This window comes from Rhizobium sp. LARHSG275 (assembly GCF_052871115.1).
Genome location: NZ_JBIXJN010000023.1, coordinates 18434 through 32974, shown reverse-complemented (window position 1 = coordinate 32974; position 14541 = coordinate 18434). Strand labels below are relative to the sequence as shown.

The 14541-nt window shown below is 61.1% G+C and carries 12 protein-coding genes and 1 pseudogene; 7 read left to right on the top strand and 6 right to left on the bottom strand.

What is annotated here, in order from left to right; translation table 11 throughout:
- Positions 1–231 precede the first annotated feature (231 nt).
- The 5 genes and pseudogenes from ACIPSK_RS26790 to ACIPSK_RS26770 form a co-directional block, all read left to right on the top strand.
- Positions 232–1258, top strand: a pseudogene (locus ACIPSK_RS26790) (adenylate/guanylate cyclase domain-containing protein); the annotation flags it as partial.
- Between the two features lie 177 nt (positions 1259–1435).
- Positions 1436–1651 (top strand): 30S ribosomal protein S21, encoded by a 216-nt coding sequence (gene rpsU, locus ACIPSK_RS26785; RefSeq protein WP_003542939.1) that lies wholly within the window; start codon positions 1436–1438, stop codon positions 1649–1651.
- A 135-nt stretch (positions 1652–1786) separates the two neighbouring features.
- Positions 1787–2656, top strand: a complete 870-nt coding sequence (locus tag ACIPSK_RS26780; protein WP_162116946.1) for a tetratricopeptide repeat protein — start codon at positions 1787–1789, stop codon at positions 2654–2656.
- A gap of 448 nt (positions 2657–3104) precedes the next feature.
- Entirely contained in the window at positions 3105–4760 is a 1656-nt protein-coding gene (locus ACIPSK_RS26775; RefSeq protein ID WP_162116945.1) for a sensor histidine kinase, read from the top strand.
- A gap of 62 nt (positions 4761–4822) precedes the next feature.
- Positions 4823–5305: a DUF992 domain-containing protein gene (locus ACIPSK_RS26770; RefSeq protein ID WP_162116944.1), complete on the top strand. Its 483-nt coding sequence runs from the start codon at positions 4823–4825 to the stop codon at positions 5303–5305.
- Between the two features lie 66 nt (positions 5306–5371).
- On the opposite strand, the gene ACIPSK_RS26765 is transcribed toward ACIPSK_RS26770, so the two are convergent.
- The 6 genes from ACIPSK_RS26765 to ACIPSK_RS26740 all read right to left on the bottom strand — a co-directional run bounded on the left by ACIPSK_RS26765 (position 5372) and on the right by ACIPSK_RS26740 (position 12124).
- Positions 5372–6766 (bottom strand): NAD(P)(+) transhydrogenase (Re/Si-specific) subunit beta, encoded by a 1395-nt coding sequence (locus tag ACIPSK_RS26765; RefSeq protein WP_017967907.1) that lies wholly within the window; start codon positions 6764–6766, stop codon positions 5372–5374.
- A 6-nt stretch (positions 6767–6772) separates the two neighbouring features.
- Positions 6773–7171, bottom strand: coding sequence for a proton-translocating transhydrogenase family protein (locus ACIPSK_RS26760; protein WP_017967908.1), 399 nt, complete (start codon positions 7169–7171; stop codon positions 6773–6775).
- A complete protein-coding gene (locus ACIPSK_RS26755; protein ID WP_162116943.1) occupies positions 7171–8319 on the bottom strand; it encodes a Re/Si-specific NAD(P)(+) transhydrogenase subunit alpha in 1149 nt (382 codons plus the stop codon). The genes ACIPSK_RS26760 and ACIPSK_RS26755 overlap by 1 nt, the downstream gene beginning before the upstream one ends.
- A gap of 155 nt (positions 8320–8474) precedes the next feature.
- Positions 8475–8699: an aa3-type cytochrome c oxidase subunit IV gene (locus ACIPSK_RS26750; RefSeq protein WP_003552834.1), complete on the bottom strand. Its 225-nt coding sequence runs from the start codon at positions 8697–8699 to the stop codon at positions 8475–8477.
- Between the two features lie 223 nt (positions 8700–8922).
- Positions 8923–9675, bottom strand: a complete 753-nt coding sequence (locus ACIPSK_RS26745; RefSeq protein ID WP_017967911.1) for an N-acyl amino acid synthase FeeM domain-containing protein — start codon at positions 9673–9675, stop codon at positions 8923–8925.
- Positions 9676–9820: 145 nt separating this feature from the next.
- Positions 9821–12124, bottom strand: coding sequence for a putative bifunctional diguanylate cyclase/phosphodiesterase (locus ACIPSK_RS26740; RefSeq protein WP_162116942.1), 2304 nt, complete (start codon positions 12122–12124; stop codon positions 9821–9823).
- A 329-nt stretch (positions 12125–12453) separates the two neighbouring features.
- On the opposite strand from ACIPSK_RS26740, the gene ACIPSK_RS26735 reads away from it, so the two are divergent.
- Positions 12454–12993, top strand: coding sequence for a TRAP transporter small permease subunit (locus ACIPSK_RS26735; protein ID WP_162116941.1), 540 nt, complete (start codon positions 12454–12456; stop codon positions 12991–12993).
- Between the two features lie 21 nt (positions 12994–13014).
- Positions 13015–14508, top strand: coding sequence for a TRAP transporter large permease (locus ACIPSK_RS26730; protein WP_162116940.1), 1494 nt, complete (start codon positions 13015–13017; stop codon positions 14506–14508).
- Positions 14509–14541: the final 33 nt, after the last annotated feature.

Here is a 14541-nt window from a genome sequence, read left to right as displayed (position 1 = left end):
ACGGCCGGCAGGGCGATCCGCACCTGCCGGCAGACAAGCTACGCCGCTTTCCTCCCAAACGCCATTCGCAGATGCATCCCGGGCGCTCTCTTTTCAGCCTCCCGCATTTCGTTTTCCGGGGACCGGCAGGCAACCGTCTTCAATACGGCCACGCCTCCGGATTTCGCCGAGCATTTGCCTGGATGAAAAGGCTTCAACCTTGCCCGGCGCGCGGTGAAATGCTCTTGTGACGATCGAAAATCGTGCGACGTGCGCGGCATTCAGGAAGTCATCATCAGGCAGCCCTACGCGAGCAACGTCTTCGCCTTCAAATACCTGCTCTGCTATTTTCTTTTCGTCGCCGTCATCGGCATCAGCTTCATTGTGCTCCAGCGGCAGCAGACGCGCGATCCACAGCGCCAACCAAGATCTGGAAGCGGCGAACGAATTCCTCGCCAGCGTTTCGATGAAGATTTCGCGCTATCTCTCGCCGCAGATCTACAAGAGCATCTTCTCCGGCCAGAAGGACGTGGTGGTCCATACAGAGCGCAAGCGCCTGACGATTTTCTTCTCCGACATCAAGGACTTTACGGCGACGACCGAGCGCCTGCAACCGGAAGCCCTGACGGAGATGCTCAACGAATATCTGACCGAGATGTCGAACATTGCCCTGGAGCATGGCGGCACGGTGGACAAGTTCATCGGCGACGCGATGCTGGTCTTCTTCGGCGATCCCGACACCAGAGGCCCCGAAGAGGATGCGAAAGCATGTCTGCGCATGGCCGTCGACATGCAGCGCCGTCTCGGCGAACTCAAGGACAGATGGCGCAGAAACGGCACCGAAGAGCCTTTCGTCGTCCGCATGGGGGTAAACAGCGGCTATTGCAACGTCGGCAATTTCGGCAGCAACGACCGCATGGACTACACGATCATCGGGGCGGAGGCCAATCTCGCAGCCCGGCTGCAATCGATCGCCCAGGGAGGAGAGATCGTCATCAGCTACGAAACCTACGCGCTGGTGAACGAAATCGTCGACGCCCATCCCCTGCCGCCGATCACGATGAAGGGCATACAGCGCGAGATCGTGCCCTATGCGGTGGATGGGTTGACGCTCGGTGCGGACCACAAAAGCCGAGTTCTCAGCGAGCACCTCTCGGGCCTTGACCTGCATTTGGATATGAGCCGGCTGGAGCCTTCCGATCGCCTCCGGGTCAGGACGGCTCTCAAGGAGGCGATCGCCGCGCTGGACGAAACCCTGCCCGAAACCGCCGGATCGTGACCGGATATCGGGCAAGCATGATTTTTCCGTGCGCCTCCCATATCCATCTGGACTTGCCGTGCCCAATCTGCTATCCCGCATCACCAATCGCAAGGCTGCGGCCGCGCGAACGTTATTGTTTTGCCTCTGGCCGCTGCGCCGCCTCCGGCATCAACCAACCAAAGGAACGTGATTCTCGTGCAGGTACTTGTCCGCGATAACAATGTTGATCAGGCTCTCCGCGCTCTCAAGAAGAAGATGCAGCGCGAAGGCATTTTCCGCGAAATGAAGATGCGCGACTACTACGAGAAGCCGTCGCAGAAGCGTGCTCGCGAAAAGGCCGAGGCTGTTCGCCGTGTTCGCAAGCTGGCCCGTAAGCGCGCTCAGCGCGAGGGTCTGGTTGCAGCGCGCTGAGCATTTCCGTCGTTTTTTCGACGTTTTCAGATGCATTGTGGCGGGGGCGATGGGTTCGCCGCCGCCTTTTTTAGTTTGCCGCTGAAGATCGCATATCCGCGCACCGGATATGCCGCATGGGGAAAGCGAGCCCGAATGGCTGTCAACACCTTTAATCCGTCCCGCGCTTTGCGCTTGCAGAAAACGGCATTCCTGCCCGCTTTGGCGCTGGCGGCAATATTCGGCCTCGCCGGCTGCGAGACGACCAATACCTCGGATGCCGTGATCAGCATCGATAAGGCGCAGGGTTCGGAAGAGAACATCGCCTCGCTGACGGCTGTCATCAACGCCAATCCGAGGGATCCCGAAGGTTACAACGTCCGTGGTTCCGCCTACGGCCGCGCCGGCCAGTTCCGCCCGGCGCTGAACGATTTCAATACGGCGCTGCAGATCAATCCGCGGTTTTTCCAGGCTTACGCCAATCGCGCCCTCGTCTATCGCAATATGGGCCAACAGGCCCAGGCGATTGCCGACTACAATGCCGCCCTGCAGATCAATCCGAGCTACGACGTTGCCTATATCGGCCGCGGCAATGTCTACCGCATGGCCGGCCAAGACGACCAGGCCTTCAACGATTTCGACAAGGCGATACAGCTCGGCACCACCGATGGCCGCGCCTATCACAATCGTGGCCTGATCTATCAGAAGCGCAATCAGCAGGATAAGGCGATCGACGATTTCTCGAAAGCGATCTCGCTCGCGCCGAATTCGCCAGAGCCCTATAATGGCCGCGGCATTTCCTATATCGCGCTGAACGACGATGACAACGCCTTTGCCGATTTCAACCATGCGATCGAGCTCAACGGCAACATCGCCGAATCCTGGGCCAACCAGGCGCTCGTCTACGAACGCCGCGGCGACAAGGCGAAGGCGGCCCGCTCCTATCGCCACGCGGTCGGCCTCGATGCCAAATACCAGCCGGCTCGCGACGGGCTTGCCCGCGTCGGCGTGGCCCCAGCCGGCTAAAGACATAATTGAGCGGCCCGAAGCATCGCGCGGACCGCAACCGCCATTTACCGGTCGCACCACCCATCGGACACCGGCAAAGGCCCTGATGATTCAAGCGAATCTTCCGGCTTTGGATATCATCGAGGTGATATCGTGCCACGCCAGGCGGTGGAAGCGACGTGGCGCAAAGTCAGTCGCACCGCCTTGCCGAGAGAAGCCGAAAAAGCGTCTGTCGTCGTCGATGGCCGGTCATAGTATGTTGCAACCTGCTCTTGCTCCCCCTAACATGGACCTGCTTCGATAGCCCGCTATCGGACGTTTGAACACGTGTTGGGGGCGGTTTGCGAGAGATGTGGATCTTTGCTGTCCTGGCCGCAAGCGAAAAACGTTGCGGGCCACGCGCATTACAGCGCTGCGCGTCTTTTCAGACGCGCAAAGGACATTGCGACATTTTGAATTGCGGCAGATGAAGATCGTCGCGCTGTTCTTTCCGAAAGCCTCGATCGGAACCTACCTCGTCGCCATGGCGGTGGCGATCGCAGTGCCGATCTTCGCCTTCGTGGCGCTGCTTCTGCTGCAGCTGGAGGATAATCAGCGTTCGACGCTGAAGCGCGAGACGGCCCAGGATGCGCTTGCCCTTTCGCGCATCATCGACCGGCAGCTTCAGGACATGGCAACGACCCTGCGGCTGCTTTCGAGTTCGCCGGAGCTTGAAAACGGCAATCTCGCCTCCTTCCACGAGCGCACCGAAACAGCCCTTAGAGACAACACGCTTTTCGTCATCGCCGTCGACCGCACCGGCCAGCAGCTACTGAACACGCGCCAGGCGTTCGGCACGCCGCTCGGCAAGACGGCGAATATGACAGCCCTCGAAGCGGCCATGGCTTCCGGTCGCATCGAGGCATCAGACGTCTTTCGCGGCCGGACCAGCGGCGAATGGGTCTACAACGTCACCCTGCCACGTAAGAATGATCCGGTTGCGGCCCTCATCATCACGCAGGACGCCAAAGATCTGGGCAAGCTCGTGACCACCGAAGGCCTTGCGCCCGGCTGGTCGGCGGCCGTCATCGATGAGAGCGGCCACGTCGTTGCAGCCACCGGCCCTGCCAATCTCGAATCCGGCACGCCCTTCGATCCACGCATTCTGCCGGCGCTCACCGCGCCCCGCGGCGTCTTCCAAGACGAGAAGATCCTGCCGCACATGCTGCTCGGTTATGCCCAAATTCCCGGTTGGTCGTGGAAGACGGTGATCTGGGGACCGATCGCCCAGGCGTCGATCCTCAGCACCTGGCGTTTCCTCATCATCGGTGGCGTGGCACTGGTGCTTGTCGCCGTCCTGGCTGCCTATGCCGTCGCACGGCAGGTGCGCACTACCATCCGCGATATCGCCGACATGGCGAACCGCATGGGTGAAGGCCATATCGTCTCACCGGTCGAGACCAGCGTCATCGAGGCGAACCAGGTGGCGATTGCTCTTTCGAATGCCTCTTTCGACCGTAGCCAGACCGAAGACCGGCTGCGTTTCGTCATGCACGAGCTCGTCCACCGCACCAAGAATCTTCTGACACTTGCCCAGGCAATGATGCGCCAGCTCGCCAAGCAGTCGGACAGCGTCGAGACCTTCCGCGCCGCCGTCGCCGACCGCCTCGAAGGGTTGGTTCGGTCGATCGAGCTGCTGACCAGCGAACAATGGGGAGGCGTCTCACTGCGGCGGGTCGTCGACATTCATTTGCACGCCTTCCCGCAATCGCGCGAGCAGATCGACATCAGCGGCGAAGACTTCGTGCTGAAACCGGATGCCGTGCAGAATCTCGGTCTCGCCTTGCATGAACTCGCCACCAATTCGGTGAAGTACGGTGCGCTCTCCGTACCGCAAGGCCGTGTCCGCTTCGAATGGCGCGACGTCAAGGAGGAAGACAAGCCGGAGGCCCTGCTCCGCTTCACCTGGGAAGAGCGCGGCGGCCCACCGGTCACCGAGCAGCCATCGCGCTCGGGCTTCGGCACCACCGTTATCAAAGCCCATGCCGCCTCCGCCTTTCGCGGCACGGTTGAGATCGACTTCCGGCCCGAGGGCCTATTATGGGTGCTGACGGCGCAGCGCGCCATGCTGGAGCGGGAATAAAAGTCCCGGAACAATCGCTACCTCCACCCGTTTCGGACAGGTCGTTCCAAAGGAGAAAGACCATGTTCAAGCAAACGATGATCGCCGCCGCGGCATTGACGGCCGCTGCCTGGGCGAGCCCGGCGGGCGCGGAAAACTATGTCACGCTTGGCCGTCTTGTCTGCGGATCCGATGGCGGCCAGGGTCTGATCGTCACCTCGCAGAAGAACCTCATCTGCACCTATACGCCGGCGGCCGGCGGCGCCAAGGCGGTCTATGCCGGCAAAATCGAGAAATTCGGCCTCGATATCGGCCAGACCGGCAAGAGCGTCATGATCTGGCAGGTGCTGGCAAAGACCGGCACGGATATTCCGCAATTCGCCCTTGCCGGCGAATATTACGGGATCGGCGCCGACGCAAGCATCGGTGCAGGCGCCGGCGCCAAGGTCATCGCCGGCGGCACCGACAGGGCCTTCATGCTGCAGCCGTTGAACGTCCAGGCTCAGGAAGGTCTGAACCTGGCGATCGGCGTCGAGAAGATGACACTCGTGCCCGTCGAGACCTGATGAAAGCGGCCGGCCAGCCAAGCATAAATCAAACAGCCACCCAAAGGGCGGCTGTTTCTGCGTCGATCAATGCGCGAGCGCCTTGTTGATATCCTCGGTCATCTTCTTCGCATCACCGAGCAGCATCATCGTACCATCCTTGTAGAACAGCGTATTGTCGATGCCGGCATAACCGGAACCGAGCGAGCGCTTGACGAAGAGGCAGGTCTTTGCCCGGTCGACGTCGAGGATCGGCATGCCGTAGATCGGCGAGGTCTTGTCGTCGCGCGCCGCCGGATTGGTGACGTCATTGGCGCCGATGACATAGGCAACGTCGGCCTGGGCGAATTCCGAGTTGATATCCTCGAGCTCGAAAACCTCGTCATAGGGAACATTCGCTTCGGCCAGCAACACGTTCATGTGGCCGGGCATCCGGCCTGCGACCGGATGGATCGCATATTTCACCTCGACGCCGTTCTTCTTCAGATTGTCGGCAAGTTCGCGCAGCGCATGCTGGGCCTGGGCGACCGCCATGCCGTATCCCGGCACGATGATGACCTTCGATGCGTTGGCCATCAGATAAGCCGCATCCTCGGCCGAGCCGAGCTTGACCGTCCTGTCCGATGTGTCGGGTCCGCCGGACGCCGTCTCGCCGCCGAAACCGCCGAGGATGACGGAGACGAAGGAACGGTTCATGCCCTTGCACATGATGTAGGAAAGGATCGCGCCGGAGGAGCCGACGAGCGCGCCGGTGATGATCAGCGCCAGATTGCCGAGCGTGAAGCCGATGCCGGCCGCGGCCCAGCCTGAATAGGAGTTCAGCATCGAGACGACGACGGGCATATCGGCCCCGCCGATCGGCACGATCAGCAGAACGCCGAGCGCCAGCGACAAGGCCACAACGGCCCAGAAGTCGAAATGGCTTTCGGTGGCGGCAAGCCCGATGATGAAGAGCACGATCAGCACCAGCAGGCTCGCATTGATCATATGCCGGTAAGGCAGCAGGATCGGCTTGCCGGACATGCGTCCGTCGAGCTTTAGGAAGGCGATGATCGAACCGGTGAAGGTCAGCGCTCCGATCGCCACGCCGAGCGCCATCTCGATGCGCGCCTCGGTGTGAATATGGCCGATCTCGCCAATGCCGAAGGAGGCAGGCGTATAGAGCGCGGAAGCCGCGACCAACACGGCGGCAAGGCCGACCAGCGAATGGAAACCGGCGACGAGCTGCGGCATCGAGGTCATGGGGATGGTGCGGGCGACATAGGCGCCGACGCTGCCGCCGATGGCAAGGCCAAGGACGATCAGCACGAAGCCGCCGAAATTCGGGGTCGCCAGCACCAGCGTCGTCAGGATCGCGATCCCCATGCCGATCATGCCGTAGAGATTGCCCTTGCGGCTGGTGGCTGGATGCGACAGGCCGCGCAGCGCCAGGATGAAGAGCACGCCGGAGACGAGGTAGAGGAAGGCTGCGATATTGGTCATCAGTCCTTACCGGTCCTTCTTGCGGTACATCGAAAGCATCCGCTGCGTGACGAGGAAACCGCCGAAGATGTTCACCGACACGAGTACGAGGGCGACGAAACCGAAGCCGGTCGCAAGCCCGCTGGTCGAAATGCCGACCGCCAGAAGCGCGCCGACGACGATGACGGAGGAGATCGCATTGGTGACGGCCATCAGCGGCGTATGCAGCGCCGGCGTCACCGACCACACGACGTAATAGCCGACGAAGATCGACAATACGAAGATGGCAAGCTGGAAAACGAAGGGATCGATCGCCCCGCCGGTCGCAGCGCTTGCCGCTTCCGGCGCCTGGGCCGCCGCCGTGATCACGGCGGTCACCGCCTGATCGAGCTGCTCCAGCGCTTTGTCCATTGCTTCACTGGCCATCAGAGGTCTCCCTTCTTCGCGCCGCCGAAGGCGGGATGAACGACGTCGCCGGCATAGGTCAGCATCGTCGCCTTGACGAGCTCGTCGTCGAGATTGACGACGACGCTCCGGGTTTCCTTGTTGACCATGGTTTCGAGGAAGGTGACGAGGTTCTTGGCGTAGAGCGCCGAGGCGCTGGCCGCAACCCGGCCCGGCATGTTGGCGAAACCGATGACCCTGACGCCTTCGACATCGGCGATCTCGCCGGGGACGACGCCCTCGATATTGCCGCCGCGTTCGACTGCGAGATCGACGGCGACCGCCCCTGATTTCATCGAGGCGAGCATGGCCTGCGAAACGAGCCGCGGCGCCGCACGACCGGGGATCAGCGCGGTGGTGATGACGATATCCTGCTTGGCTATGTGTTCGGCAACCAGAGCCGCCTGTTTCGCCTGATAGTCGGCGGACATTTCCTTGGCATAACCGCCGGTCGTTTCCGCCGCCTTGAACTCCTCGTCCTCGATGGCGATGAACTTGGCGCCGAGCGAGGCGATCTGCTCCTTGGCCGCGGGGCGAACATCGGTGGCCGAGACCGCCGCGCCGAGACGCCGTGCGGTCGCGATCGCCTGAAGACCTGCGACGCCAGCGCCCATGACGAAGACCTTGGCGGCCGGCACGGTACCAGCCGCCGTCATCATCATCGGCATGGCGCGGTCATAGACCGCTGCAGCCTCGATGACGGCCTGGTAACCGGCGAGATTGGCCTGGGACGACAGCACGTCCATGGACTGGGCGCGGGTAATGCGCGGCATCAGTTCCATCGCGAAGGCCGAAAGCCCGGCACTTGCCAGTGCCGCGATCGCTTCGTCATTGCCGTAGGGATCCATGATGGCGATGATCACGGCGCCGCTTTTATAGCCGGAGATTTCCGATCCGTTGGGCCGGCGCACTTTCAACACCACATCGGCGGAGGCTGCATCCGCAAAACTGCCGATCCTGGCGCCCGCGGCCTCGAACTCCCCGTCTGGAATGCGCGAAGCCGCACCGGCACCGGCTTCGACGACGACGTCGAAGCCGAAGTTCTTCATCTTCTTCACGGTCTCGGCGGAGGCGGCGACACGCGTCTCCTCGCCCGTGATTTCCCTTGCAACGAAAACGATATTGCCCAACTGCCCCTCCTCCGGGTCAGCCAGACCGCCACAGGCTCACCTGCGCGGGCCAAGCACCTCATTCACAAAGCTTCGGAGAAGTCTCCCCTCCCCTCAGAGCGCCGTGCGTCCTTTCGGACGCACAAAGAACGCTCTGACCCTCTGATTCTACGCGATCAGCGGAACAGGAAGATGCCGGCGGCGAGAAGAATGATGAAGACGAAGAGGCCACCGAGAAGGCCGGCGCCGCCGAAGAAACCGGCGGTCATCGCAAGCAGGAGGACGATGAGGAGCATCGAGCCGTATTTCGCGCTGGCGATGAACATGTCGTAGGTCTTTTCATGTTCTTTGTAATCCATTGGCGCGCCGGTCTCGACCGGTCCGGTATGATGTTCGGCCATAAATATCGTCTCCCTGATATGCCTCTGCGCTGCCTAATTTCCCTCTAGGCGAGGGAAATCCCTGCCTGCAGGGATTACACAATGACAGGCGAAAGCGCAATGCATGAGAATGCCGCAGGCGCACGTGGCAACCGTCACCTCAAAGCCCCGGAACGGGCCCTGAAGGACGGCTGATTTTGCCTGCTTCCGTCGCCACGTCGTCTCCCCCTCGGGGCAAGGCAGATCACAGCGGCAGATCGGTGCCGAGTTCGCCTGGCGGCACGAAACGCGCCGTCGGAATGATGGTGAGCGGCGGCAGCGTATCGTTGGGATTGCGTGAAAACATCATGCGCTGCTCGCTGGCGCTGGAGATGAAAAAGGGATAGCGCGTCAACAGCTTGCGCCCGACCTCGATCACATTCGTCGCCATCAGCGTCACGTCGACCCCGTAACTCTCCGCCAGTCGGCCGGGCACGATGGTATCGGCATAGAAGACCCGCTTGTAGAAGGCGGCATGCGGGGGCCGGACGGACTGAATAACGCGGTCCGCCCGGAAATGCGCTGCCGCAACGATGGCGGGTCTCAACGTCAGATAGGGAACCCATGGCATCTCGGCGGTGAACTCCGGATCGGCCGCGAACCGCGCCGGGTCGATCAAGGTTAGCCCGGCGTCCAAAAGCTCATCCATCGCCTCGGGAAAGGCTTCTCCGGACCGGCTGATACGATGCTCCGGCGTCACATAGTGAATTCGAATCGTACTGACCAGTTCGCCATAATAGTAGAGGCCGAAGATATAGGCATGGCTGTCGAAGTCGACATCGTCCAATAGGCCTTCCGGGGCAAGCGACAGCGCGTCACGGGCCTTGTAGGCCTTGTAGCGCAGCCGCTCCACTTCCTCCATGTCTTCACCGCTTTCGACACGGCGATATTCGACGTGATCCAGAATTTCCAGTATTTTCCTGCTGAAATCGCCACGCGTAAAAAGTGTGTCTGACATTCTCTCGATCCGCTCGTTAACGGATCATTAATCATATGCCAGCGACACATAGGCAAGAAAATCTACGAGTTTGCGTTGAATTTAAACTATTAAGGTTAACGGGGCGCAAGATTTTCGGTTGGATAACCAGTCACTTGCAGGCGGCTCAAGCGACCTTGTTGCGGCGGCGCTGGACGGTGCGGCGGCCGATGCCCTCTTGCAGCAGCCTGATATTCTGGGAAGGGACCGGCTGCGAGAAAACGTAACCCTGCACCAGATCGGCACTACGGTGCTTGTTGAGCAGCGTCAGCTGCTCCTCGGTCTCCACACCCTCGATGACGATCTTCAGGCCCAGTTCGCGGGCGAGATTGACCGTGCCGCGCAAGAGCTTGAGGCGGCGCCCATCCTCGACGATGTTGCGCACGAAGGAGCGGTCGATCTTGACGATATCGAGCGGCAGCGTGTCGAGATAGCTGAGGCTGGAGAAGCCGGTGCCGAAATCGTCGATGGCGATGGTGATGCCCCGGGATCTGAGCTCCGCCAGGATGGCGCGCACGGCCGCCGGCTCGTCGATCAGGCAGCTCTCGGTGACTTCAAGATGCAGCCGCGCCGCGTCGAGGCCGGAATGGGCAAGCGCTTCGGCGACCACAAAGAGAATATCGGCATCGCGCAGGTCCCGCGCCGAGAGGTTGACCGAGACGGCGATATGCTCCGGCCAGTTCATGCATTCGCTGCACGCTTTGAACAGGACGAAACGGGTAATGTCGGAGATGATGCCCATATCCTCGGCGAGCCGGATGAAGACGTCGGGCGGGATCGAGCCCCTCTCCGGATGCACCCAGCGCGCCAAGGCCTCGGCGCACTCGATCCGCGAGCCGTCGGCCCGGAACATCGGCTGGAAGGCGAGATGCAGCGCCTGCGCCGAAACCGCCTCGCGCAGATCCGCCTTCAGCCTCTGCTGCTCGATATAGCGGCCATCCATCTCCCGCTCGAAGCCTGATATGCCGCCCTTGAAGCGCGACTTGCTTTCGAACAGCGCCAGATCCGCTTTGACGCTCCATTCATCCATCGCAAACGCGGTACTTTCGAGAATCGCGTAACCGGCGCTGAGCGAAACGAGGAAGGTCAGTTCGTCGACCGCGTAATTGCCCTGGATTGCAGCGTGCACGCGGCGGATTTCGACGTCGAGCGAAGCCTGCTCCTTCGCATGTGGGAAGAACAGGATGAACTGGTCTCCCATCAACCGGCCGAGGATGGCGTTGCCGGAGGCCTGCTTGATGCGGGCGGCGATGGCGCAGAGCAGGTGGTCGCCCGTAACGTGGCCGCGCATGTCGTTGACATGTTTGAATTCGTCGATATCGAGAACCATGAAGCCGAGCGGCCCGGACTTCCTTTGATGTTTGGCGAGATACTCCTGCACCAGCTGCCCGAAATATTGGCGGTTCGGCAGGCCGGTCAGCGCATCGAAGCGGACCATGTGCATGATCTTCTGCTCTGCCTTCACCCGGCTCGACACGTCCTCGAAGATCAGCACAGCGCCGCCGTCGGCCCTTCGGCTGGCGGAGAATTCGAGCGACAGGCCCTCGGGAAAATGAATGAGCGTGCGCGACAGATTACCCTCTGCCACCTGGGTGAGCTGGCGCAGAATGAGCTCCGGCTGCGAGGCGTCCATGAAGCTGTAGCGCGCGCCATAGCGCAGCACGGCGCCGAGGTCCCGATCCTTCAGCCGCTCCGGCGCGCCGATCTTCAGAAGTTCGCAGGCCTTGCGATTGACCACCTGGATGCGGTTCTCGGCATCGACCATGACCAGGCCGTGCGGCATGTTGTTGAGCGCCGTATCGAACCGGTCGGCGATGATGGTGATTTCCCGGCGTGCGATGACGTTCTCATAGAGGAACTCGCGCACGCCATTGGCCATGGCCCGCGTCGTCAGCCAGAAAGGAATGAGGAAGATCGACAGCACGCCGCGATAGAAGTCCATCGCCAGCAGGCTGCAGACGATCATCGGCAGGCAGCAGAAGAAGGTCTGGAGGTCGACTGCGAAGCGCGAGCCGTAGTTGCGGCCGACGACGGAAACCATGGTCGCCATGGTGACGGAAATGCAGGCAAGCTCCGCAAAGGAATCGTGGACGACGAAGATGGCGTAGCCGCTGGCGATGCCAAGGAGCGCGGTGGTGCAGGCTCCACTGGCAACGAGAATCCGCTCCCAACGCTCGATTCCGGCGTGCGACAGGCTCTGCTTGTCGACACGATCGAACTGCCGGAAGATGGCCATGCGAGCGCCGAAGACCAGAAGGAAGGCGACCGACAGCAGGATGTAGATGGAGTACTGCGTCTTGGCAGCCACTGCAAGGCACGTCGCGACATGGACGATCACGCCAACAAGCAGCGTCATGCGGTTCCCGGAAAGGGAACTCACAAACGACAGATACACATCAATAGGGACCCTGTTCGGGTTATCTGGCTTCATCCACACTTTCCCTGTGCGCGGGAATTCTAAGCCCAACCCTTTAAAAATTGATTTCAATGGAATCAAACATTTGGTCAAATTTTCTAAAACCATAGCGTGAACCGCACAGCCTACGCGCGTTAATGCAGCCTACCGGCGAGATTATTGAAATAATTTATCCACGCTTGGGTTGTTGAAATAGTTGACGGCTCTACGGACCGGCCGATGCGTCTAAGACCATACTCCAACGCGAGGCATTTATCCTTCCAATTTCAAAGGCCGTGGTCTACATCGATTGCAAGAGGGAAAAACTGTCGGAAAACCGGCAGGACAAGAACAAGGGGAGGCGAATGTCGGTATTTCTGGCCGCCAGTCGGCTGATCGACTCGATCAGTCAGTTCATGGGCAAACTTGCCGAATATATGGTGCTGTTCTGCTGTCTGATCAGCGCCGGAAACGCCCTCGTCCGCTACGCCTTCAACTACAGTTCGAACGGCTGGCTGGAGATCCAGTGGTATCTCTTCGCCTTCGTCGTCATGCTCGGCGCCTCGCATGCGCTGCGCAACAACGAGCATGTCCGCGTCGACCTGATCTATGGTTCGGTTTCCGATAAGGCGAAGATCTGGATCGACATCGTCGGCCTCATCCTCTTCCTCCTTCCCGCATGCGTCTATCTCACCTGGCTGTGCTGGCCCTTCTTCGCGCTCTCCTTCCACCAGGGGGAAATATCGGGCAATGCTGGTGGGCTGATCCGCTGGCCCGTCAAGCTCATCCTCGTCGCCGGCTTCGCGTTGCTCTCCCTTCAAGGCCTCTCGGAACTGGTCAAGCGGATCGCAGCGCTCACCGGCCATATCAGCATCGACACGAAATACGAAAAGCCGCTGCAGTAACGCGGGCTCGGAGAAACGGATTTGTTTGATTTCGGCATCATCCCGCCGGCCATGTTCCTGGGCATGGTCATCTTCATGCTCTACGGCTTTCCGGTCGCCTTTTCGCTCGCCGCCGTTGGCCTGTTCTTCGCCATCATCGGCATCGCCACCGGCCATTTCGGCGAGGTCTTCCTGCAGGCTCTGCCGCTGCGCTTCTTCGGCATTCTTTCCAACGACCTCCTGCTCGCCATTCCCTTCTTCACCTTCATGGGTGCAGTGCTGGAGCGCTGCGGGCTGGCCGAAGACCTGCTCGAAGGCACCGGTAAGCTCTTCGGCGGCATACCCGGCGGCCTTGCCTATGCCGTCATCCTCGTCGGCGCCGTGCTCGGCGCGATCACCGGCACGGTGGCCGCCTCCGTCATCACCATGGGGGTGATCTCGCTGCCGATCATGCTGCGCTATGGCTATAATCCGCGCCTTGCCACCGGCGTCATCGCCGCCTCGGGCACGATCACCCAAGTCATCCCGCCCTCGCTCGTGCTCGTCGTTCTTGCCGACCAGCTCGGCAGGTCGGTCGGTGACATGTATCTCGGCGCGATCGGCCCCTCGATTCTGCAGGTGGCGATCTTCGTGCTCTTCATCCTGGTGATGTCGATCGTCCGGCCGAAATCGATGCCGCCGCTGCCGAAGGAGGTGCGTGGCGATTTCAATTGGGCGCTGCTCGTGAAGGTGCTGATGGGCATGGTGCCTTCGATCGTGCTGATCTTCCTCGTGCTCGGCACGATCTTCATGGGCCTCGCGACACCGACGGAGGCAGGAGCGCTCGGCGTCGTCGGCGCCATGCTGCTCGCCGCCATGAACCGTCGCCTCACCTGGCCGCTGATCCGCGAGGCCATGGCATCGACCACGCACATCACATCCATGGTGGTGATGATCCTGATCGGCTCCACCTGTTTCAGCCTGGTTTTCCAGGGCATGGATGGCTCGCGCTGGATCGAGCACATGCTGACGGGCATACCAGGCGGCCCGGTCGGCTTCCTGATCTTCGTCAACATCTTCATCTTCGTGCTCGCCTTCTTCCTTGATTTTTTCGAGATCGCCTTCATTGTCATCCCGATGCTCGCACCCGTCGCCTCCAGCCTCGGCATCGACCTGATCTGGTTCGGCGTGCTGATCTGCGTCAACATGCAGACGAGCTTCATGCACCCGCCTTTCGGCTTCGCGCTCTTCTACCTGCGTTCGATCGCCAGCAAGGACGTCAAGACCTCGGATATCTACATGGGCGCGCTTCCCTGGGTCGGCATGCAGCTGATCCTGGTGGCGATCGTGATCTTCTGGCCGCAATCGGTAACCTATTGGCTGGATCACGGCCCGAAGGTCGACCCGAACTCGATCAAGATCGAAATCCCGGGCTTCGGCGGCCAGCTCGGCCTGCCGCCGATGGGCGGCGGCGGCAATGGCTCACCGCAGATCCCCGGCCTGAGCCTGCCGCCCCTGAACGGCCTGCCGGGAGCACCGCCGCCACCGGCCAAATAGTCCAGCAAAAAGCAAAACCCCGGACGGAAATCC

What these genes read in the sequence shown, in the direction of transcription:
- ACIPSK_RS26780 (WP_162116946.1), top strand. Translation starts at nt 1,787, where the DNA reads ATGGCTGTCAACACCTTTAATCCGTCCCGCGCTTTGCGCTTGCAGAAA.
- ACIPSK_RS26775 (WP_162116945.1), top strand. Translation starts at nt 3,105, where the DNA reads ATGAAGATCGTCGCGCTGTTCTTTCCGAAAGCCTCGATCGGAACCTAC.
- ACIPSK_RS26770 (WP_162116944.1), top strand. Translation starts at nt 4,823, where the DNA reads ATGTTCAAGCAAACGATGATCGCCGCCGCGGCATTGACGGCCGCTGCC.
- ACIPSK_RS26765 (WP_017967907.1), bottom strand. Translation starts at nt 6,766, where the DNA reads ATGACCAATATCGCAGCCTTCCTCTACCTCGTCTCCGGCGTGCTCTTC.
- ACIPSK_RS26760 (WP_017967908.1), bottom strand. Translation starts at nt 7,171, where the DNA reads ATGGCCAGTGAAGCAATGGACAAAGCGCTGGAGCAGCTCGATCAGGCG.
- ACIPSK_RS26750 (WP_003552834.1), bottom strand. Translation starts at nt 8,699, where the DNA reads ATGGCCGAACATCATACCGGACCGGTCGAGACCGGCGCGCCAATGGAT.
- ACIPSK_RS26745 (WP_017967911.1), bottom strand. Translation starts at nt 9,675, where the DNA reads ATGTCAGACACACTTTTTACGCGTGGCGATTTCAGCAGGAAAATACTG.
- ACIPSK_RS26740 (WP_162116942.1), bottom strand. Translation starts at nt 12,124, where the DNA reads ATGAAGCCAGATAACCCGAACAGGGTCCCTATTGATGTGTATCTGTCG.
- ACIPSK_RS26735 (WP_162116941.1), top strand. Translation starts at nt 12,454, where the DNA reads ATGTCGGTATTTCTGGCCGCCAGTCGGCTGATCGACTCGATCAGTCAG.